The 20544-nt window shown below is 42.6% G+C and carries 23 protein-coding genes and 1 riboswitch; of the genes, 6 read left to right on the top strand and 17 right to left on the bottom strand.

Features of this window, described 5'->3' with window-relative positions:
- The first annotated feature begins 26 nt into the window (after positions 1-26).
- On the top strand, positions 27-929 hold the full coding sequence (locus DVB69_RS03310) for an aldo/keto reductase (RefSeq protein WP_116016533.1): 903 nt from the start codon (positions 27-29) through the stop codon (positions 927-929).
- Between the two features lie 59 nt (positions 930-988).
- Here DVB69_RS03310 and DVB69_RS03305 read toward each other — a convergent pair whose 3' ends face one another.
- The 3 genes from DVB69_RS03305 to DVB69_RS03295 all read right to left on the bottom strand — a co-directional run bounded on the left by DVB69_RS03305 (position 989) and on the right by DVB69_RS03295 (position 4298).
- Positions 989-2278 (bottom strand): nucleobase:cation symporter-2 family protein, encoded by a 1290-nt coding sequence (locus tag DVB69_RS03305; protein ID WP_116016531.1) that lies wholly within the window; start codon positions 2276-2278, stop codon positions 989-991.
- A complete protein-coding gene (locus tag DVB69_RS03300; RefSeq protein ID WP_116016529.1) occupies positions 2275-2859 on the bottom strand; it encodes a xanthine phosphoribosyltransferase in 585 nt (194 codons plus the stop codon). The genes DVB69_RS03305 and DVB69_RS03300 overlap by 4 nt, the downstream gene beginning before the upstream one ends.
- A gap of 148 nt (positions 2860-3007) precedes the next feature.
- A riboswitch (purine riboswitch) is annotated at positions 3008-3109 on the bottom strand.
- Between the two features lie 70 nt (positions 3110-3179).
- Positions 3180-4298: an NAD(P)/FAD-dependent oxidoreductase gene (locus DVB69_RS03295; RefSeq protein WP_116016527.1), complete on the bottom strand. Its 1119-nt coding sequence runs from the start codon at positions 4296-4298 to the stop codon at positions 3180-3182.
- A 197-nt stretch (positions 4299-4495) separates the two neighbouring features.
- Here DVB69_RS03295 and DVB69_RS03290 point away from each other — a divergent pair, with 197 nt between their 5' ends.
- Complete coding sequence (locus tag DVB69_RS03290; RefSeq protein ID WP_116016525.1) at positions 4496-5584, top strand: branched-chain amino acid aminotransferase; 1089 nt, start codon at positions 4496-4498, stop codon at positions 5582-5584.
- Between the two features lie 49 nt (positions 5585-5633).
- Here the strand turns inward: DVB69_RS03290 and DVB69_RS03285 are convergent, their stop codons facing one another.
- The 4 genes from DVB69_RS03285 to DVB69_RS03270 form a co-directional block, all read right to left on the bottom strand.
- Positions 5634-6173: a YhcN/YlaJ family sporulation lipoprotein gene (locus DVB69_RS03285; protein WP_158541014.1), complete on the bottom strand. Its 540-nt coding sequence runs from the start codon at positions 6171-6173 to the stop codon at positions 5634-5636.
- Between the two features lie 65 nt (positions 6174-6238).
- Positions 6239-7348 carry an o-succinylbenzoate synthase gene (gene menC / locus DVB69_RS03280; RefSeq protein WP_116016521.1) on the bottom strand — a complete coding sequence of 370 codons (1110 nt, stop codon included), beginning with the start codon at positions 7346-7348 and terminating at the stop codon, positions 6239-6241.
- A 60-nt stretch (positions 7349-7408) separates the two neighbouring features.
- The gene (locus tag DVB69_RS03275) at positions 7409-7660 is read right to left on the bottom strand and encodes a YqkE family protein (protein ID WP_116016519.1); all 252 of its coding nucleotides are present in this window, start codon (positions 7658-7660) and stop codon (positions 7409-7411) included.
- Positions 7661-7682: 22 nt separating this feature from the next.
- Positions 7683-8867 carry an acetyl-CoA C-acetyltransferase gene (locus tag DVB69_RS03270; protein WP_116016517.1) on the bottom strand — a complete coding sequence of 395 codons (1185 nt, stop codon included), beginning with the start codon at positions 8865-8867 and terminating at the stop codon, positions 7683-7685.
- A 118-nt stretch (positions 8868-8985) separates the two neighbouring features.
- On the opposite strand from DVB69_RS03270, the gene DVB69_RS03265 reads away from it, so the two are divergent.
- Together DVB69_RS03265 and DVB69_RS03260 are read left to right on the top strand one after the other, a co-directional pair.
- Positions 8986-9888, top strand: a complete 903-nt coding sequence (locus tag DVB69_RS03265) for a hydroxymethylglutaryl-CoA lyase (protein WP_116016515.1) — start codon at positions 8986-8988, stop codon at positions 9886-9888.
- A 13-nt stretch (positions 9889-9901) separates the two neighbouring features.
- Positions 9902-10828, top strand: coding sequence for an alpha/beta hydrolase (locus tag DVB69_RS03260; RefSeq protein WP_116016513.1), 927 nt, complete (start codon positions 9902-9904; stop codon positions 10826-10828).
- A gap of 77 nt (positions 10829-10905) precedes the next feature.
- Here the strand turns inward: DVB69_RS03260 and DVB69_RS03255 are convergent, their stop codons facing one another.
- The 6 genes from DVB69_RS03255 to yneA all read right to left on the bottom strand — a co-directional run bounded on the left by DVB69_RS03255 (position 10906) and on the right by yneA (position 15344).
- The gene (locus tag DVB69_RS03255; protein WP_116016511.1) at positions 10906-11151 is read right to left on the bottom strand and encodes a YneF family protein; all 246 of its coding nucleotides are present in this window, start codon (positions 11149-11151) and stop codon (positions 10906-10908) included.
- Positions 11152-11306: 155 nt separating this feature from the next.
- Complete coding sequence (gene sirA, locus DVB69_RS03250; protein WP_116016509.1) at positions 11307-11753, bottom strand: sporulation inhibitor of replication protein SirA; 447 nt, start codon at positions 11751-11753, stop codon at positions 11307-11309.
- Between the two features lie 205 nt (positions 11754-11958).
- Complete coding sequence (tkt, locus tag DVB69_RS03245; protein ID WP_116016507.1) at positions 11959-13965, bottom strand: transketolase; 2007 nt, start codon at positions 13963-13965, stop codon at positions 11959-11961.
- 106 nt (positions 13966-14071) lie between these two features.
- Positions 14072-14305 (bottom strand): DUF896 domain-containing protein, encoded by a 234-nt coding sequence (locus DVB69_RS03240; protein ID WP_116016505.1) that lies wholly within the window; start codon positions 14303-14305, stop codon positions 14072-14074.
- A gap of 65 nt (positions 14306-14370) precedes the next feature.
- The gene (locus DVB69_RS03235; RefSeq protein WP_116016503.1) at positions 14371-15030 is read right to left on the bottom strand and encodes a YneB family resolvase-like protein; all 660 of its coding nucleotides are present in this window, start codon (positions 15028-15030) and stop codon (positions 14371-14373) included.
- Positions 15030-15344 carry a cell division suppressor protein YneA gene (gene yneA / locus DVB69_RS03230; RefSeq protein WP_116016501.1) on the bottom strand — a complete coding sequence of 105 codons (315 nt, stop codon included), beginning with the start codon at positions 15342-15344 and terminating at the stop codon, positions 15030-15032. The genes DVB69_RS03235 and yneA overlap by 1 nt, the downstream gene beginning before the upstream one ends.
- A 186-nt stretch (positions 15345-15530) precedes the next feature.
- Between yneA and lexA the strand changes: the two genes are divergently transcribed.
- The gene (lexA, locus tag DVB69_RS03225) at positions 15531-16151 is read left to right on the top strand and encodes a transcriptional repressor LexA (RefSeq protein WP_116016499.1); all 621 of its coding nucleotides are present in this window, start codon (positions 15531-15533) and stop codon (positions 16149-16151) included.
- Between the two features lie 245 nt (positions 16152-16396).
- Here the strand turns inward: lexA and DVB69_RS03220 are convergent, their stop codons facing one another.
- Positions 16397-17668, bottom strand: a complete 1272-nt coding sequence (locus DVB69_RS03220; protein WP_116016497.1) for a methionine gamma-lyase family protein — start codon at positions 17666-17668, stop codon at positions 16397-16399.
- 118 nt (positions 17669-17786) lie between these two features.
- On the opposite strand from DVB69_RS03220, the gene DVB69_RS03215 reads away from it, so the two are divergent.
- Positions 17787-18392 carry a trimeric intracellular cation channel family protein gene (locus DVB69_RS03215; protein ID WP_116016495.1) on the top strand — a complete coding sequence of 202 codons (606 nt, stop codon included), beginning with the start codon at positions 17787-17789 and terminating at the stop codon, positions 18390-18392.
- A gap of 24 nt (positions 18393-18416) precedes the next feature.
- On the opposite strand, the gene hfq is transcribed toward DVB69_RS03215, so the two are convergent.
- From hfq to DVB69_RS03200, 3 genes are read right to left on the bottom strand one after another with little or no spacing between them, the layout of a single operon-like run.
- Entirely contained in the window at positions 18417-18641 is a 225-nt protein-coding gene (hfq, locus tag DVB69_RS03210; protein ID WP_116016493.1) for an RNA chaperone Hfq, read from the bottom strand.
- A 30-nt stretch (positions 18642-18671) separates the two neighbouring features.
- A complete protein-coding gene (gene miaA / locus DVB69_RS03205; protein WP_116016491.1) occupies positions 18672-19631 on the bottom strand; it encodes a tRNA (adenosine(37)-N6)-dimethylallyltransferase MiaA in 960 nt (319 codons plus the stop codon).
- Positions 19628-20542, bottom strand: a complete 915-nt coding sequence (locus DVB69_RS03200) for an alpha/beta fold hydrolase (RefSeq protein ID WP_158541013.1) — start codon at positions 20540-20542, stop codon at positions 19628-19630. The genes miaA and DVB69_RS03200 overlap by 4 nt, the downstream gene beginning before the upstream one ends.
- Positions 20543-20544: the final 2 nt, after the last annotated feature.

Here is a 20544-nt window from a genome sequence, read left to right as displayed (position 1 = left end):
ACCATGGGGATAATGGAGGTGTTTGCGTGAAGACAAGAGAACTCGGTAAAAGTGGTATTTCTGTTTCTGAGCTAGGACTTGGATGTATGTCACTGCCAACTAATCGTAATGAGGTAGACGGCATCGTATCCGCTGCACTAGACGCAGGCATTACTTTCTTTGATACTGCTGATTTGTACGAAGGCGGGGAGAATGAAGAAGTTGTCGGACATGCGATCCGCAATCGAAGAGAGGAAATCATCCTATCCACTAAAGTCGGCAATAAGATGAACCCAGACGGAAAAACATGGCACTGGGATTCCTCGAAAGAACATATCATCGAAGGGGTTAAAGCGAGTTTAAAGAGACTGGGCACTAATTATATCGATTTGTATCAGCTGCACGGTGGAACGATGGATGATAATTTTGAAGAAGTGGTTGAAGCGTTTGAGCGGTTAAAAGATGAAGGTGTAATACGTCAATATGGAATTTCATCCATCCGGCCGAATGTAATTCAGCGGTTTTTGAATGAAAGCAGCGCTGTTTCGATTATGATGCAATACAACATGCTCGATCGCCGCCCTGAAGAATGGTTTCAGATGATTGCAGACAACAACGCCTCTGTTGTCGTGCGAGGAACATTAGCGAAAGGTCTTCTTACAGCTGAGGGTGAGAAAAGAGCGGCTCTGACTGACTCATTTGTTAAGTATGAGCAACCTACACTAGGTGAAACTGTAAAGAAACTTACAGCAAATACGAAAAATCTACATGCGACTGCGATTCATTTTTGCCTTCGTAATGATGCTGTGGCAACTACGTTGGTTGGAGCACGTACGCGACAACAGTTGATGGATTCCGTTCACGCCTATGAGACACCCGTTAGTAATGAGTCGTTGGAGGCTCTGACTAAGTTTCTCGCTTTGAACCAATATGAGCAGCACAGGATCTGAGAATCGTATATGAAACATAAAAGAGAGTGGGTGGCTGAAATTAGCCCCCACTCTCTTTTTCATGCTTCTTGTTCCGTTAACACAACTGCTTCTTTGCGCTTTCGCTTTGGTAGCATATTGAAGATAATATTAAGCGTAATCGCCATGATGCTACCTGCGACGATTCCGTTACTCGTAAGGAGTTGAATGCTTACAGGAAGTTTTGCGAACAATTCAGGCACGACGGATACACCAAGTCCTATTCCTACTGAACACGCAATAATCATTGCATTATCTTGTGATTTAACTACCGTGCTAAGCATTTTGATGCCTTGGGAAACGACCATTCCGAACATTGCTACCATCGCTCCGCCGAGAACAGCGTAAGGAATAACTGTAGCGAGTGCAGCAACTTTTGGCATGAAACCGAGTCCAATGAGCATGCCTGCTGTAATTACGAGTACTTTTCTCGATTTCACACCGGACATTTGTATAAGGCCGACGTTTTGAGAGAACGTCGTATAGGGAAATGCGTTGAAGATTCCTCCAATAACGGATGCAAGACCTTCTGAACGATACCCTTTTTCAAGATCCTTGGATTTAATGTCTTTTTCACAAATATCCCCAAGTGCAAAATATACGCCTGTAGACTCGACGAGAGATACCATTGCAACAATTGTCATGATTAGAATTGGCTGCCAATGAAATGTCGGTGTTGCGATGAAGAACGGTTGAGCGACATGAAACACGGATGCTTCAGTTACAGCTGAGAAGTCAACCACTCCCATGAACATGGCAGCAACCGTTCCACCAACCAATCCGATTAAGATTGCAATCGCTCGTATGAATCCTGTCGAAAAGCGGTATACGAGAACGATTAAAGCAAGTGTTCCAAAAGACAAAAAGATATTAGTAAGTGAGCCGAAATCAGCAGCCCCTTCTCCTCCACCCATGTTGTTAATCGCAACAGGGATTAGTGTGATTCCAATAATTGTCACAACTGAACCTGTGACGACCGGTGGGAAAAACTTGACCAGCTTCCCAAAGAATCCACTGATGAGCACGATAATCACACCTGAGGCAATGACAGATCCATAAATATCAGATAAACCAAACTTTGTACCGATTGCAATCATCGGTCCTACAGCCGTAAACGTACAACCGAGCACAACAGGAAGTCCAATACCAAAATAACGATTTGTCATTATTTGCAGAAGTGTTGCCACACCACACATCAAAATATCGACAGAAACAAGATACGTGAGCTGTTTAGGTGAAAGTCCTATCGCACCACCCACTATGAGGGGGACTAGAACTGCACCGGCATACATGGCTAACAGATGTTGGATTCCTAGAAGCGTCGTTTTCATTTTTCGACAGCCTCCTTGAAGGTGATTTGTAGGTTCTCAAGTGATTCAATAATTGCCAATGATTCTACACGAAGACCTTTTTCACGTAACATCGCTCCGCCTGGTTGGAATCCTTTTTCAATGACAATTCCAATGCCAGCCGTTTTTGCGCCGGCTTGTTCTGCAATTTCCAACAAGCCTAGAACTGCTTGTCCATTTGCAAGAAAGTCATCGATAATCAACAATGTATCTTCTGAACAAAGGTGCGCTTCAGATACCGATATTTCATTCGATTCTTGTTTTGTATAAGAATAAACAGAAGCGCTGTAAAGATTGCTGTTTTGCGTCAATGACTTACGCTTTCGTGCAAATACAACTGGAACTTTCAGTTGAAGGGCCGCCATAACTGATGGTGCAATCCCTGATGATTCCAACGTTAAAATCTTTGTGATGCCTGCATCTGCAAATTTTTCCGCAAACTCATTTCCAACGGCTTGCATGAGTTCTGCATCAATTTGGTGATTCAAAAAGGAATCGACTTTCAGGACATCTCCTGGTAATACGTTTCCTTCTTTCATAATCTTATCTTTTAACAGTTGCATGGCACTTCCTCCTCAATGATATGGCGGACATACAAAAAAGCCGTATGATCCGCGCATCCAATCATATCTATGAGTGGAGCAAAGGTCATCACGGCTTAGAATTCACCAGATGGAAACAAGCGGAAATCTGTTGTAATTCTTCAGATTCCCTCAAGTCCGTTGCCCTCATAGTCAGTTTGTTTACGGCAAACCGGTAGAAACTTGCGGACCATATCTCCGCTATTATATGAGTGAATGTATTCGATTTTGACTTTAGTATAGCATGCTCGATCAAGAAAACAAGACCTTTTCTAAATCCAGAAAAATGTAAGCGGATTCTTTTAGAGAAGTTCAACAGCTTGCTCTACCGAATATGGGTAAAGGTCGAGATCTACCTTTTCCCCTACGGTTAACTGAGCTAGCAACTTCCCTAAGTATGGCCCAGCCGTGAGTCCAGATGCCCCTAATCCGTTTGCTACGAAAATAGATGGATGTTCTGGTAACGAGCCAATGACCGGTAGAAATCCAGGAGTGAACGGCCTTACTCCCGTCCGTACTTCCAACAATTCAGCACCTTCTAAGCCAGACGCCACATTCAATGCTTTCGTCAACACTTCTTTAACCCCACCAACTGTGACCGTTGGTTGAAAAACATCTTCGTCTTCATGAGTAGCCCCTGCGATTACTCGACCGTCATCGAGAGAGAGTAAATATTGGTCACCTGGAGGGATTACGACTGGCCAATTTAAACTATTTTCATCGGTTGGATCCATATGGACAATTTGAGCTTTCTGGCCTCTAACGTTTAGGCGAATGTTGAGTGGGCTCAAATCAGGCGACCAGGCACCTGTTGTCATTATAATCTTGTCTGCGAGGAACCATTGTTTTTCACAAACTACTTGAATTTTATTTTCTTCGTCTTTTTGAAGTGACGCACTCCCTTTGAGAAATACAGCGCCATAATGCTTCGCAGAACGAATCAGAGCTTGTTGAAGTTGACGTCCATCGACTCGTGCAGCTCCGGATATGTATATCGATTGATATCCATCAGCAATCGGAGGATAATACTGCTTAGTTTGTGATTCAGTCAACTTTTCAATTTCACCAATTTCAGGTGCTTGCTCTCTTCTTGTGATCGCACGCTCAAATGCTTTTTCAAGTTTAGCATCATCTGCAAACAAACTGATTGCACCTACTTGACGATAACCTGTTTCAGACTCACCGAGGGCTTCAAGTTCTGGAATGAGTGTTTTATAATGCTTAGCACCATTTCGGACAAGTTTGTACCAGTCCTGATTTCTGCGCTGTGATAACCAGGGACAAATAATTCCAGCAGCGGCTCGCGTTGCACTTCCAGGATCATTTCGGTCAATCACCGTTACAGAAACACCGCGTTTTGCAAGTTCGTACGCTGCGGATGAACCTAAAATACCGGATCCTATAATAACGATATGCTCCAACTAAGATCCCTCCTTTTCACACTAACAGTGTACAACGGTCACTAACATTCCTCAAACCACGGACTCTGCAACCGTTTTCAAAATTGTAATAAAATTAATAAGCTAACTATTCTTTCTTTTTGAGAAGATTGGCGTATAATTGCAGTATTCGATATATCAATTGCAAGTGATTTCTAATTGAAAAGGGGAAATAAGCCATGACGACATCTAAGATTGATTTCAACCTTACCGATTCCCGTAAAGAAAAACCGAATGAAGAGAATCTTGCATTTGGTCGACATTTCACAGACCATATGTTCATTGCAGACTATGTAAAAGGAATTGGTTGGCAAAACCATCGTATTGTTCCGTACGCACCCATTTCACTGGATCCTGCAGCCATCGTGTTCCACTACGGTCAGACAGTATTCGAAGGATTGAAAGCATATCGTGCAAAAGATGATTCCATCCGTCTATTCCGTCCTGAAGAGAACTTTAAACGGTTGAATCGTTCATTAGACAGACTATGTATGCCACAAGTGGACGAAGAAAAAGCAATCAAAGGACTTCTTGAATTATTGAAAGTAGATGAAGAATGGGTTCCGAAATTAGAAGGAAATTCCTTATATATTCGTCCATTCGTGATTGCAACGGAAGCTTTTTTAGGTGTTGCACCAGCTACCACTTACCAATTTTACATTATCCTATCTCCTGTTGGATCTTACTATGAAGAAGGAATTCATCCGGTTAAAATCCTAGTGGAAAATGAATTTGTCCGTGCTGTAAAAGGTGGAACCGGTGGTGCGAAAACTGCTGGAAACTACGCTTCTGCATTGAAAGCACAAGAAACTGCAAGTGCAAAAGGCTATTCACAAGTGATGTGGCTCGATGGCGTAGAGCGAAAGTATGTTGAAGAAGTCGGCAGTATGAATATTTTCTTTAAGATCAACGGTGAGATTATTACTCCTGCTATTAACGGGAGTATCCTAGAAGGGATTACACGAAAATCCATAATCGAACTCCTGGCACATTGGGGTACTCCAGTGACTGAACGTAAAATTTCAATGGAAGAAATAGCCGAAGCACATGTATCTGGGAAACTAGAAGAAGTTTTCGGAACGGGTACAGCAGCTGTGATTTCTCCAGTTGGCGAATTGAACTGGAATGGTGAAATCATGACCGTCAATGACGGAAAAACAGGTACCCTTTCTAAGAAATTATATGATACGTTAACTAAAATTCAGGTAGGCGATGAAGAAGATTCGCTTCATTGGGTAACAGAACTTTCGTCATCATCTGTAAAATAAATGGACCCTAAAAAACCCGACACACTAGTGTCGGGTTTTGTTTTATAGATTAATGGGCATCTGGGAACATTCGTTTCATTGCATTTCCGACTTCATCGAAGAAGCCTTCTACTGGTTCACCATCTCGTGCCTTGTCGCTGTAATCATCAATTTGTTTTGCAAAGTCAGGATTTGTGGATACATATACTTTGTCAGTATCCGCACCTGCTTCTTTGGCTTTATCCGCAATTTTATCGTCTAATTCTTTGGACGAGGTCGTTCCGTCTTTAAGAGTCACGCCAACATATGCACTGTTGTTCATCTTTAGAACCCTTGCGTGATCGACTTCTTCCAGGCTTGAGACAGCATCTGCAATATCGTCAGCATTTTCAACTTTTTGGTCGTGTGTCGCATTGTCACCGGCAGTGTCATCCGCTTTGTCATCTGCCTTGTCATCATCAGTTCCATCCATGTCTGTCGTTGTATCATTTTTATCCTCCACAACACCAGTGTCGTTCGTCTTATTCTCCACTTCTTTATCTTTTTTCCCACACGCAGCAAGCGATAACATCAGCAGGCAAGCAGCGAAAACCATCCAAAATTTTTTCATATCTCTCTCCTCCATATCTGTTTACAGACAGTATGGACAAAAATAGAAAAAATATGTGTTTTCTTTTAAAGTTTAATTTCAATTCGCCGTGTCGTATGGTGATCTACTTCACTTAAATCCACATCATAGCCCATTCCATTCAATTTAGAGACCATAATTGTTCCATCTTGTACTATGACTTCAGGTGATATGATATCGCGTTCCCAATACGAATTTGACCCAGCCGTATCTCCAGGAAACGCGAAGTTCGGTAACGTAGTAAGTGCGATATTATGTGCTCTCCCGATACCGGCTTCCAACATTCCACCGCACCAGACTGGAATACCAGCTCGTTGACATACATCATGAATTTTCTTCGCTTCCGTCATACCCCCAACGCGGCCTATTTTAACATTTATGACACGACAACTTCCAAGCTGAATTGCTCTTCGTGCATCTTCAGCTGAGAGGATGCTTTCATCTAAACAAATTGGTGTTTGGATTTGCTGTTGTAATGTTGCATGATCCACAATGTCATCAGATGCTAGCGGCTGTTCTATCATTGTTAAGTTAAACTGATCAAGTTGTTTTAATAGTTCCAAATCGTCTAAAGTGTAAGCCGAATTGGCGTCTGCCATGAGTGGAACCTCAGGAAATCGTTCACGGATTTGTGAAAGTAACATAATATCATGTCCAGGCTTGATTTTGACTTTTATTCGTTTAAACCCTGATTTCAAGCTCTGGTTAATCCGTTCAGTTAGCGTTTCGAAATCAGCCTGAAGACCGATGCTGATTCCTACATCTATTTTTTCTTTCTTACCACCTATCGCTTCAGCTAGCGTAAGCCCTTGGCGTTTTGCCCAACAATCCCATACGGCACACTCAACTGCAGCTTTTGCCATATTATTTTTCCGAATGGATTTAAAGATTTCGTTAACCTCATCAGGATGTTGGATAGTCTTTCCTTTGAGCATTGGTACTAAAAAATCACGGATCATATGTAATGAAGTTTCTGTAGTCTCCTCTGTATACCAAGGAATGGAGAATGCCACACCTTCTCCATAACCTTTATTTCCCTTTTCATCCACTACTTCTATTATGAGAAATTGGCGGGTTTTCATCGTTCCGAAGCTTGTTGAAAATGAATTTTTCATCGTCATTTCCAGTTTTCGAATGATGACATCACGAATTATCATTACATCTTTCCTTTCTTCATGGACAAAACCGCATGTGAGAAACACATGCGGTTTTGTTCGTTAGTATTTCCGTGTCTTCCCGTCGTATTCGTCTAACAGTTCAGCGAAACTCTTATTTGCTTCGCGCTCTTTCTTTTCTTTAATTACTTGCTCCTTACGTGCATCTTCCGCTTTCGCTTCTGCTTGCGAAAGTACTAGCTTCGCTTCTTTTAGTTTAGAAAGAACATCCTCCCCTAGTGCATCTGAGAGTCGGAGTGCTCCATCATCTTTCGGTTTACTTTCTGTACGTTGCTGATTTCTTTTTTTAGCCACGAGTTGTTCTCCTCTTTTCTACTTACGGACGCTCGACAATCGTTGCTACACCTTGACCGCCGCCAATGCATAATGTAGCTAAACCACGTTTTGCATCACGTCGTTTCATTTCGTATAACAGGGTCACGAGAATTCGCGCACCACTAGCACCTATTGGGTGTCCAAGGGCAATGGCACCGCCATTGACATTCAGTTTTTCAGCGTCGAATTTCAACTCACGATCGACTGCGAGCGATTGAGCCGCAAATGCTTCGTTCGCTTCAATCAAGTCCATGTCTTCTAAAGTAAGATTGGCACGTTTCAATACAGTTGAAACTGCTTGTACAGGACCTATTCCCATAACTGCTGGATCGACACCTGCATTTGCATTCGCAGTAATGGTTGCAAGGGGCGTGATACCAAGCGCATCTGCCTTAGATTTAGACATGATGACTAATGCAGCAGCTCCATCGTTCAATCCCGAAGAGTTTCCAGCAGTCACACTTCCATCCTTTTTAAATGCAGGACGAAGCTTCGCCAATTTATCTGCTGTTGTACCTTCTTTAATATATTCGTCTTCCTTGAATACGATTGGTTCGCCTTTACGTACTGGAATTTCAACGGGAACTATTTCATCAGTAAACTTTCCAGCTGCGCGTGCTGCTGATGCTTTCTTCTGGGAGTTGGCTGCGAATTCATCTTGTTCATCACGAGATAATTCATATCGTTCACATAGATTTTCAGCAGTGACCCCCATATGATAATCATTAAATGCACACCAAAGGCCATCTGAAATCATAGTATCCACCATTTTTTGATCACCCATTTTAAATCCTTCTCTTGCATTATTCAGGACATATGGCGCCTGACTCATGCTTTCCATACCACCCGCAACGATTACTTCTGCATCGCCTGATAGAATCGCTTGCCGTGCAAGTTGGACAGCTTTCAATCCCGAGCCACATACTTTATTAATTGTCATTGCTGGAACCTGTTCAGGAAGTCCTGCTTTCATTGATGCCTGACGAGCCGGATTTTGTCCAAGACCCGCTTGAAGGACATTCCCCATAATGACTTCATCCACATCTGTCCCTGTAAGGCCAGCCCGTTTAACTGCCTCTTTGATAACAAGAGCTCCTAAATCGGTCGCACTCACATTTTTCAATGCGCCTAAAAATGAGCCGATCGGTGTTCTAACAGCACTAGCAATTACGATTTGTTCTGACATTGTGATTCCCCCTATGTATGTTGGTGAGACATTTCAATTTTTGAAATACAGAACATTCCCTCATATGAATTGCCTGCATCTGCCACAGTCCGTTAGAATAAGCTGTAGGAGGGATTGCATGTTTAGTTTACCAAAAAAAGTGACAATTATCGAGGTTGGACCACGTGATGGATTGCAGAACGAGAAGAACCAGGTTGAAACAGATGTGAAACTCGAATTTATCCACCTATTGAAAAAGTCAGGAGTAACGGAAATGGAGCTCACCTCCTTCGTGTCCCCAAAATGGGTTCCCCAAATGAAAGATGCGAAAGAAATTATGGAACATGCGGATTTAGTGGAACGCTCAATTGTTCTTGCACCCAATGCTAAAGGTGTTGCACTTGCTCAAGAAGCAGGCGCTAAAAGTATTGCGGTATTTGTAGGGGTAAGTAATACATTCAATCAAAAAAATATAAACCGAACGACTGATGAGAGTATAGAAGCGCTTGCTCCCATAATTCTCAAGCTAAAAGAAGATGATGTATATGTACGCGCTTGCATTTCTACTGCGTTTTACTGTCCCTATGAAGGAAAGATTGGCATAGATGATTGTATCGAACTCTGCAGACGGTTTGTGGCATTAGGTGTAGACGAACTTAGTGTGGCAGATACGATTGGTATGGCCAATCCTGTCGAGAGCTATGAGCTTTTCACTCGCCTTCGACAATCATTTCCTTCGGTACTGTTAACTGCTCATTTCCATGACACTAGAAAAATGGCACTCGCAAATATTTTTGCCTCATTACAAGCAGGCGTAGATCGATTCGATACGGCAGCTGGCGGCTTGGGTGGATGCCCATTTGCTGACGGGGCCACAGGAAATGTTGCGACAGAAGATGTAGTCAACATGCTCGATTCGTTAGCAATCTCAACAGGTATAGACGTTAAGCAGTTATGTGAAGCAGTTGAAAAAATTGCTCCACATGTGTCGCGTCCTATCGAGACCGGCATGTACCGTTTGTTTGAAAACGGAAGGATTTAAGGAGCTGAAACTATTGAGAAAACGTCTGCTTGCAATTACGGGTGGGGTCACATTCATTGCGACTGCTGTGGTAACAGTGTTTGGCATCCTTGTTACTAACCGGCTAATGTTTCTCAAAATTAAAGATGCAGAAGTTGTATTAAAACGAGAATCTATCGCAAGGCGGTTCGATGCGCACTGGTATGAGACCGTTCCGAAAACGACAATGCGCATTCAATCACCAAACGGCTATTTGTTGCATGCAATCTATCTACGACCTCTCGATACTACGAGAACAGTAATTATTTGCCACGGGGTCACAGAAAACAAAATAAATTCAATGAAGTTTGCCCGTATGTTCGAACGACTCGGATTTAACTCTGTCGTATACGATCATCGCCGCCACGGAGAGTCTGGTGGAAAAACGACCAGCTTTGGCTTTTATGAAAAAATGGACCTGCGTGTAATCATTCAGGCCGTCCGTGAGCGGATTGGTCGGCGAGCCCTACTTGGGATTCATGGCGAATCAATGGGTGCAGCAACGATGATTTTGACAGCGGGGACCTATCCAGAAGAAGCCGATTTTTATGTAGCCGATTGCCCTTTTTCGGATTTTACCGATCAGGTTTTTCATATACTGAAAACGACCACGCCACTTCGTACGCCTAAGGTCATTCGAATTGCTAATATTTTTTTGAAGATACGCGACGGTTATACAACTTCTTTAGTTTCACCAAAACAAGTAATTGCACAAGTTGCCCATCCTATGCTTTTTATTCATAGTTTGGAAGATGATTTTATCCTACCCGAGATGACAGAGGAATTGTATGATCATAAAAACGGAGCTAAATCTATTAAACTTTTCCCAAAAGGTGCACATGCCCGATCTTTCAATGAAAATCCGGAAGAGTATGAGGCTACGGTTAAGAGATTCTTGAGGAAATATGGTTTTTCGAATTAAAAAATCCCGTTCGATGTCAATACATTGAACGGGTCTTGTTATTTTTATCATTCATAGTGCCGTAAATACGAATTATATCAACGCTTTTCTTTCTTTTTCTTAGCATCTTTTTCAGATGCTTTAGACATTTGAGACATCATTTGATTAATTTTCTTTTGAGAAGGTTTCTGCCCCATTTGCATCATCATCATTCGAAGCATATCTTCATTAATCGGCGGGTTATCTTTCAAATACTTCATCATATATTGACGAGCTAAGAAGAAACCAAGGGCAACTCCTGCTGCGAGTGCAACAATAATTCCAACGATCCACCAAACAGTCATACGTACTACCTCCCCTACTGCAATAGTCCAAGTGTTTCCACCAAGAAGGATTATACAGCATCCGAACCCTAGTACGCAACGTCTCAGTTATCAGATTCACGTTTTCCTCGGCACGATCAGTACGTTTCACTTACTATTTCTCAACAAGCTATTATTCAAACGAATACATATTGGGGTTCTAAGGGATAAGATGTGTGCCTGACAGGCTTTAGCCAACCCCACTCGCCTGCTTCATCCATAATTGCAAAGTAACGGTCTTCCACACTGGAAAGTGCTACGAACAAGTCTAGATCGAGCATTCGTGACCCATGACACGCTGCATGCAAGGCATGGGAGGAAAATCCGATATCGATTGTGCCCTTCAAAGGATGGGTCAATGTATATTTCATATCTCCTGCTTCTATTGTATGAAAATTCTTTCCGAGTTCGCTCATAATTGCCTGTTCGACACTGCTGATTTCTAATTGGTCGCATAAGTATCGAACTTCCTGTAAATGATTCTCGCGTCCATCTGCTTTCAATAAATCATATAGCAGTCTTTCACGTCCAAGGACAAATGTCTGATACATTTCTTTGATTTTATAAATTCCGTATGTTCTCATGTATGACCACTCCTTTACATTATCGTACAGGAGGTATTTCGCAAAGGCTGTCACTTCACGGAATAGAACATCACTATTTATGTCGAAATGTCAAAATAGTTAGATATATATTAAAATCTATGAATGTTATGCTGGCGGAGGATGAAAAGGCTTATAAATAATAAAAGCAGAGGCTATGTTCGCCCCTGCTTTTATTACTTATAAATTATTTACCTAGCATAGTAGATACTTTTGAGACTACATTTCCAACACTGAAACCGTACTCTTTCATAACAGTTTCTCCTGGAGCACTTGCACCGAATGTATCGATTGAAAGGACGTCACCGTCATTTCCGACATATTTATGCCACCCGAGTGATGAACCCATTTCGAGTGAAAGACGTGTTGTAACAGCTTTAGGAAGCACTTGTTCTTTGTAAGCTGCATCTTGCCCTTCAAAACGATCCCAAGAAGGCATGGAGACGACTGCTACATCGATTCCTCTTCCATTCAGTTCCGTTTGTGCCTCGACGGCAAGACTAACCTCAGAACCTGTCGCAATTAAGATGGCTTCAGGCTGATCTGCTTTTGAAGGAGATACAATATACGCACCTTTGCTGACTCCTGCTGATGCAAGTTCTGCTGACTTTTCAAGTACTGGCAAGTTTTGACGTGACAATACAAGAACTGTCGGTTTGTTCGTTGAAGTTACAGCTAAATTCCATGCAGCCGATGTTTCGTTACCGTCAGCGGGACGGATTACAGAAAGGCCAGGCATTGCGCGAAGAGCAGCTAAGTGTTCAACTGGCTCATGTGTGGGACCATCTTCTCCTACAGCGATACTGTCGTGAGTGAATACATAGGTTACAGGAATACCCATTAATGCGGATAGACGGATTGCAGGACGTACATAGTCGCTAAAGACGAAGAACGTTCCACCAAATACATTCAGTCCACCGTGTAGGGTCATTCCGTTCAAAGCAGCCCCCATCGCGAATTCGCGCACACCAAACCATATATTGCGACCATCAAAGCTGCCAGGAAGAAAATCTCCTGCTCCTTTGATTGCTGTTTTATTAGAACCGGCAAGGTCTGCACTACCACCAAAGAATGATGGAAGAGCTTTCGCAATTGCATTAATTGAATCGCCAGAAGCCGACCGTGTTGCAATGGACTTTCCTGCTTCATAAATAGGCAACTGTGCTTCGACTGCGGCTTTATCTGTTCCATCAATAGCATTTTTCAATTGCGAAGCAAGTTCCCCGTGTTCTTTTTCATAAGCGCCGAACAATTTGTTCCATTCAGACTCACTGTCCACACCGAGTTTTTGTACTGACGTTTTGAACGTTTCATACACTTCTTCAGGGACATGGAAATCTCTATCAAAAGTCCACTTGTACGCTTCTTTTGTCAGTTTCATCTCATCTTCACCAAGAGGTGCTCCATGAGCATCCGATTTACCGGATTTGTTAGGTGAGCCATATCCAATCACAGTTTTCACTTCAATTATTGTAGGGCCACCTGTATTTTCTTTAGCTTGTTCAATAGCTTGAGACAAATGAGCGGTGTCGTTACCGTCACCTACGTGAATGTAATTCCAGCCATATGATTCAAACCGTTTTTGAATTTTCTCTGTGAAAGACATATCCAATTCACCGTCTAGAGAGATGTCATTGCTGTCGTATAAAACAATTAGCTTATCCAATTCTAGGTGACCTGCGAGTGATATAGCTTCAGCTGCCACACCCTCCATTAAGTCTCCATCACCACATAACGCATATGTGTAATGGTCAACAACATCAAAACCTGGCTTATTATACGTTGCAGCAAGGTGCTTTTCAGCCATCGCCATTCCGACAGCCATTCCAATACCTTGTCCTAGTGGGCCAGTTGTCGCTTCGACTCCAGCTGTATGACCGTATTCAGGATGTCCCGGTGTTTTAGATCCCCACTGACGGAAGTTTTTCAGTTCGTCCATCGGTAGATCGTAGCCACTTAAATGGAGCATGCTGTATAGCAGCATAGAACCATGACCTGCAGATAATACAAAGCGATCCCGGTTAAACCACGATGGGTTTGATGGGTTATGGTGCATATGCTGTGTCCAAAGTACATACGCCATTGGCGCAGCACCCATAGGAAGGCCTGGGTGGCCCGAATTTGCTTTTTCGATAGCGTCGATCGACAACGTACGGATCGTATTAATCGCCAATTGATCAATAGTGTTGGTCATCGGTAATTACACCCTTTCACATTCTCTTATTTTAACTAGATTCCTTATTCATTGTAATGAAAAAACCGCAGGAATACAAACTGCGGTCAGACCAATAGGGAGATTCTTAATTTAAAAACTTTTTGTTTTGAGCATCTTTTACTTTTTCAGGTGTTACGTCATTTCCATCAGGGTCCACAACTTTAACATTTTCGATGGTATCCCTCATTGTCGAACGAAAAGTCTTCAAATACTCACTACGCAACTGGGATTGCTCTTTTGCTTCTTCAATGGAAAGACCTGATGTTTTTGCTTTTTTTGCAAGCTCATTAATACGGTTTATCTTATTTTCTTCTAGCATAACGTTCCCTCCAGTTCGCATTCATTATTAAGAAGGTAAACAAAAACGAACAGAAGTGCAACCAATTAGCCTTCCTGCTCTGCAATATGTTCTTGGTAGCGTCTATGGACAGTCGCCTTACTCACGTCATGACCAAGTCCTTTAAGTACAGAAGTAATCTCCTCGAATGTCAGTCCTTTTTCCCGTAAAGAAACAATTTCTTGGACAGGTGCCTCCACCCGTTCTCTTCCTTCGGCATTACCTTGATTGCGTAAGTTGCGTTCTGGTTGGTATCCTGCCTCAACTGCACGTTTCATCCCTCTTCTGATTTTAGCATTATGTAACTTCCGCTGGTATTCCTCCACTATAGCAAGTATTTCAAGAAGCATGGAGTCCATTTCGTTCAACTCTAAAGGACCGCTGTCATGATTCGTAAAAACGGAAGTATTTGTTTTCGCGAGCAAGTGTAAAACTGCGACTCGCGCATTTCCTCTACCTAGACGTGTTTCATCTTGAATTAGGACAGCATCAACGGATTCTACCTTGATATAATCAAGAAGATCCAATAGACCTTCCCTGTCCAATTCATAGCCACTATGTTTGTCAGTAAATGATGCAGCAATGTTGAAATCCAATGATCCCGCTAACGACGTCAGTTCTTCGTATTGGCGTGTGAGTGATAGCTCCTGTGTATTTTTTTCAGTACTCACTCTACAGTACAATACGCATTTGCCTCGATTCGCCATTATTCCCCCTCCTCTGCAAGGACGAGCCGAGTGTCGTCAACCTCCGACTCAAAGTAAGAAGGCAACTTGAGCTCTTCACCTGCAATAATAGCAGAATCAGGTAAATTATTCAGTGTCGCCACTTCTCTGATCCAGCGGTCAGTAGACACATCGCCTGCATAGCGTTCGGCTAGCTGCGAAAGTGTATCTCCTTCGACGATTGTCACTTCAATAATATTTTGAGGAACAGAAAGTTTATGAATAAGGACGACTGTTAAGACTGCAAATAATGAGAATGCTACTATAAGATTTTTATTTTTACGGATAAGTGTCATGAATGATTTCCCCTCTCAGAATGTACGTTCGGTTTGTATTTCAATTATATGCGAACAAGGGTTTGTATGTCAACACTAAAAATTAGAACCTTTGTTTGCCATGTGTACGAACACCTGTTATACTATTTTCATAGAAACACATTGCAGAGCGATGTCTGCTGCAAATATAGTGATGAGGTGAACATAGTGAAAAAGATCTCCAAAAGACAGGAGGATATCCTGACTTTCATTAAAGATGAAGTTCAAAAAAAGGGATACCCGCCTTCTGTAAGGGAAATTGGTGAAGCTGTCGGACTTGCTTCCAGCTCCACTGTTCATGGGCATCTGGCAAGACTCGAAAGCAAAGGTCTCATTAGACGTGACCCTACTAAACCCCGTGCTATCGAAGTTTTGGACCACGATGGAATGGACGAGTTAAAAACAGGCGTCCTCCATGTTCCGCTAGTCGGAAAAGTTACAGCCGGAATTCCTATCACTGCAATCGAAAATATTGAAGAGTACTTTCCTATCCCGGATACTTTCGGGACTTCGGAGGATAACCTGTACATGTTGGAAATCGTTGGGGATAGTATGATTGAGGCTGGTATTTTAAATGGTGATCGCGTAGTTGTGAAACAGCAACATACTGCGAGCAATGGAGAAATTGTCGTTGCGATGACGGATGAAGATGAAGCAACAGTGAAGCGATTCTTTAAAGAAAAAGATTTCTTCCGGTTGCAGCCTGAAAACTCTTCGATGGATCCTATTATTATTGAAAATGTATCGATTCTTGGTAAAGTGGTCGGAGTTTACCGGACAATTCATTAATTATGTATATAAAAACTGCGTACCCATCATAGCTAATGATGGGTACGCAGTTTTTTTTGAGTTGGTGGGGATATGGGATTGTAATTTGAAAGGTTTGGTTGATTAGATGGGCATTTTATGTGTGTTATGAGCTCTTTCCTAGCTTTATGATCACTTTTCAAGGTTTATGAGCTCTTTCCTAGCTTTATGATCACTTTTCAAGGTTTATGAGCAATTCCTCCCGCTTAACAATCACACACCATCCTTCAATTGTAAGGTTTAATCAATTTAAGTTCGATCAGTCGCTCGACAGAAGAGAGGATCGCTACTTTCACATGTTCGTAGGTGAGACCGCCTTGGATGTAGGCTGTGTATGGTGGACGAATTGGGCCATCTGCTGTCAACTCGATGCTGGATCCTTGGATGAAGGTTCCTGCCGCCATGATGACATCGTCTGCATAGCCTGGCATATATGATGGCACTGGGCTTACATGTGCATCAATTGGTGAATTTGCTTGGATCATTTGGCAGAATGCAACCATTTGCTCGGCATTTTGGAATGACACCGATTGTATTAGATCTGTTCGCGCTGCAGAATAATGGGGTGATGTTACAAGTCCATAGGATTCAAGCATCCCAGCAGTAAATTGTGCACCTTTTACGGCCTGGCTTACGGTATGTGGTGCTAGGAAAAAGCCCTGGTACATTTCACGTAACGTATCGAGTGATGCTCCCGCTTCAGCACCTAAACCAGGTGACGTCATGCGGTATCCACATTTCTCAATTAAATCTTTTCTCCCTGCAATATAGCCACCCGTACGAGCGAGACCGCCTCCTGGGTTTTTGATCAATGAACCCGCCATAAGATCTACACCTACATCCGTCGGCTCTTGCTCTTCGACAAATTCACCATAACAGTTATCGGTGAATATAATAATATCGGGATGATTTGCTTTTATGCTCTTCACCATGTCCGCAATTTCTGCAACTGTGAAGGATGGTCGATCTGCGTACCCTCTTGAACGCTGAATACCAATCATTTTAGTGTTGGGATTAATTTGACGTTCTACCTCTTCATAGTCGACAGTTCCATCTTCCAATAAATCAACGTGGTGGTAGCCGATATTAAAATCTTGTAAGGAGCCTGTATCTTGATTTCCTCCTGAAACGATGGATTCTAATGTGTCATATGGCTTTCCCGTTATATAAAGCAATTCGTCTCCGGGTCGCAATATCCCGAAAAGGCTAATCGCAATCGCGTGTGTTCCTGATATGATTTGTACGCGCACTAAACTTGCTTCAGCACCAAAAACGTCGGCATATAATTGTTCCAGCACTTCTCTTCCAGCATCATCATATCCATAACCAGTGGAACCAGTTAAATGAAAGTCACTTACTCGGTTTTTTCTGAATGCCGCCAATACTTTCTTTTGATTGAGGAAAGCAATTCGTTCTGTAGCTTTTGCAAAAGGTTGTAGTTCAATTTCGATTTTTTCTGCACGATTTAAGATTTCATCGTTTAATTGCTGTATACTCATTCAGGATGCTCCAATCTGTACCTTAGGTTCTTAGCTCATTTTAGCAGGTAGAACGCTTTCGGTAAACGGATGACACATCCGGATAATCTTAAAACGTGTTGAACGGAGGAAGTTGGAAGTGACATGGGATGTATTTAGTCTGATCGGCACAGCCGCATTTGCAATATCCGGTGCGATTGTTGCGATGGAAGAAGACTTTGATATGTTTGGAGTCTATATATTAGGAATGGTAACTGCGTTTGGTGGGGGTGCGGTACGCAACGTGTTCATCGGAGTGCCTGTTTCAGTCCTTTGGGGACAAGAACTGTTTTTCACAGTTGCTTCAGTTCTTATAGCAGTAATCTTTTTCTTTTCGGGATACTTACTGAAGACATGGAATCGTTGGGGAGCATATTTTGATGCTGTCGGATTAGCCGCATTTGCAATTCAAGGTGCCTTAATGGCCGTTGAAATGGAGATGTCTCTGTTCGCTATAGTGGCGGCTGCGGTTCTAACAGGTGCTGGAGGAGGAGTCATCCGCGACTTACTCGCTGGACGTCAGCCCTTGGTCTTTAAAAGTGATATCTATGCAGTATGGGCTGCCCTCGCTGGCTTGATCGTTGGATTCGATACGTATATACATGATGCTGCCCTTTATATTCTACTAATTGTTACAGCGGCTTTACGTATGTTATCGATTAAGTTTCACTGGCAACTGCCTCAGCGCTCTTTATTGACAAAATAAAAAGGCCAATCATGGCCTTTTTTTTTATTGCTCGTCTTTCAGGATAACCGGTTTTGCTGGAACATACGTAGAGATCGCATGCTTATAAATGAGTTGCTGTTTACCGTCTGATTCTAAAAGAACTGTATAGTTATCATAAGACTTAATCAACCCTTTTAGCTGAAAACCATTTGTTAAAAATACAGTTACAAACGTGTTATTCTTTCTGAGTGAATTCAGGAACGTATCCTGCATATTGGCATTTGCCATCTCATTTCCCCCTACAGTTCTTATTCGCAATTAATGCCTACTTTTTGTATTCGCTACATGCAACTGAAATCCCTTTACTTCGTCACATATTTTCTGAACTAGCTGATTTTTCTCCGTTGTTGCATCGTACCAATTGACTTCAAGCTTGTTGCGGAAGTACGTCATCTGACGCTTTGCATAGTGACGTGTATTCTTTTTGATAAGTTCAACTGCTTCCTCTACAGGCAGAGTACCATCAATTGCTTGGTACAGTTCTTTGTATCCAATCGCTTGAACAGACTGGACGTTGCGGATTCCTTGTTCCCATAACTCTTTAACTTCACCATGTAATCCTTTGTCCATCATGAGGTCGACACGACGGTCAATCTTCTCGTAAAGAAGCTCCCTTGGCAGTTCAAGTCCGATAATATAAGAATGGTACATCGGAGTTGACCCTTGGTCCGCTTCGTGATTGGCTTTTGTCTCACCACTCACTTCAAGGATTTCTAACGCCCTAACGAGTCGGCGGTGATTATTAGGATGAATTTTTTCCGCGCTCACAGGGTCTTGTTGAAGTAGCCGTTCGTATAGTACAGGGGCACCTAGAGTGCTAAGCTCACTTTCTAGACGACTTCGTACTTCCAAGTTTGCGGCTGCTTCCGTAAACCGGTAATCAAATAGTACAGACTGCATATATAATCCGGTGCCCCCTGCCAGTATAGGGAGTTTCCCACGAGATTGGATCTCAGAAATCTTTTCCCGGACAAGTTGCTGATATTCCGCTGCTGAAAACGATTCCGTTGGGGATTTAATATCAAATAAGTGATGAGGAATCCCTTCCATCTCATCAACAGTAATCTTCGCTGTCCCAATATCAAGACCCCGATACACTTGCATCGCATCCCCATTAATGACTTCTCCATTAAGACAATGGGCGATTCCTACTGCAAGGGCTGTTTTTCCTGAAGCTGTCGGACCAGCAATTGCTAGTACTTCTGCTGACTGATTCATAGGTTCGCCACCCACTGCTTCATCATATTCAGGACAGGTTCTCTAGAAGGTCCTTGTAAGGATTCGTGTCTTACACCTTCAAAGAGATATACGGTAGCATTTTCCACGCCCGCATCCCTATATATTTCCGCTGCTTCAAAAATCCCACTGCCCATATTCCCTACAGGATCTTCTGTGCCTGCAAATAAAAGGATAGGCAATTTCTTAGGAACAGATTCATAGTTAGATGTCGTACTGATTACTTTTAATCCATCAAATAAAACATGGAAAAAACTATTTGTGGAAACTGTACCACAAAGGGGATCCTCAATATAATTATGCACTATCTGTCGATCTGTTGAAAGCCAATCGAACTTCGTTTTCGGATGTGAAATTGTTTTGTTATAGCCACCAAAACCAAGCGTATCGAGAACTACACTCGGTGCATGTGGGCCATCCTTGATGGATAAAATGGAAGCTAATAGACTTCCACCTACTCTTGTCAGGCCGGGTTTTCCAGCCGTTCCTGAACAGATGAGCGCATCTATTTCCGCACCGTATTTTTGAGAAAAACGACGGACAACGAACGATCCCATACTATGTCCAAACAAAATACGAGGTAGGTTGGGATGCTCTATTTTGAAAGCATCCATCACTTCCCGCACATCTTCAACCAGTCTATCAAACGTTACACCCTCTCCGAAGTCTCCAAGCTGGTTCTGATCCAGAGACCGCTGTCCGTGTCCGCGCTGATTAAAACCAGTTACAACGTAGCCTGCATGTGAAAGGTCGTTCATTACTTCTTCATATCGCCCTATATGCTCGGCCATGCCATGTACGAGGTGGATGTGTCCACGTGGTGTCCCTGGTGGTTCCATGAAATAGGAATCGAGTATAACACCGTCTGACATTGTAAGTAACTCTTCTTTCATTT

The organism is Sporosarcina sp. BI001-red (assembly GCF_003384035.1).
In the GTDB taxonomy this organism is placed as follows: domain Bacteria; phylum Bacillota; class Bacilli; order Bacillales_A; family Planococcaceae; genus Sporosarcina.
This window is presented reverse-complemented; position numbering and strand designations above follow the sequence as displayed.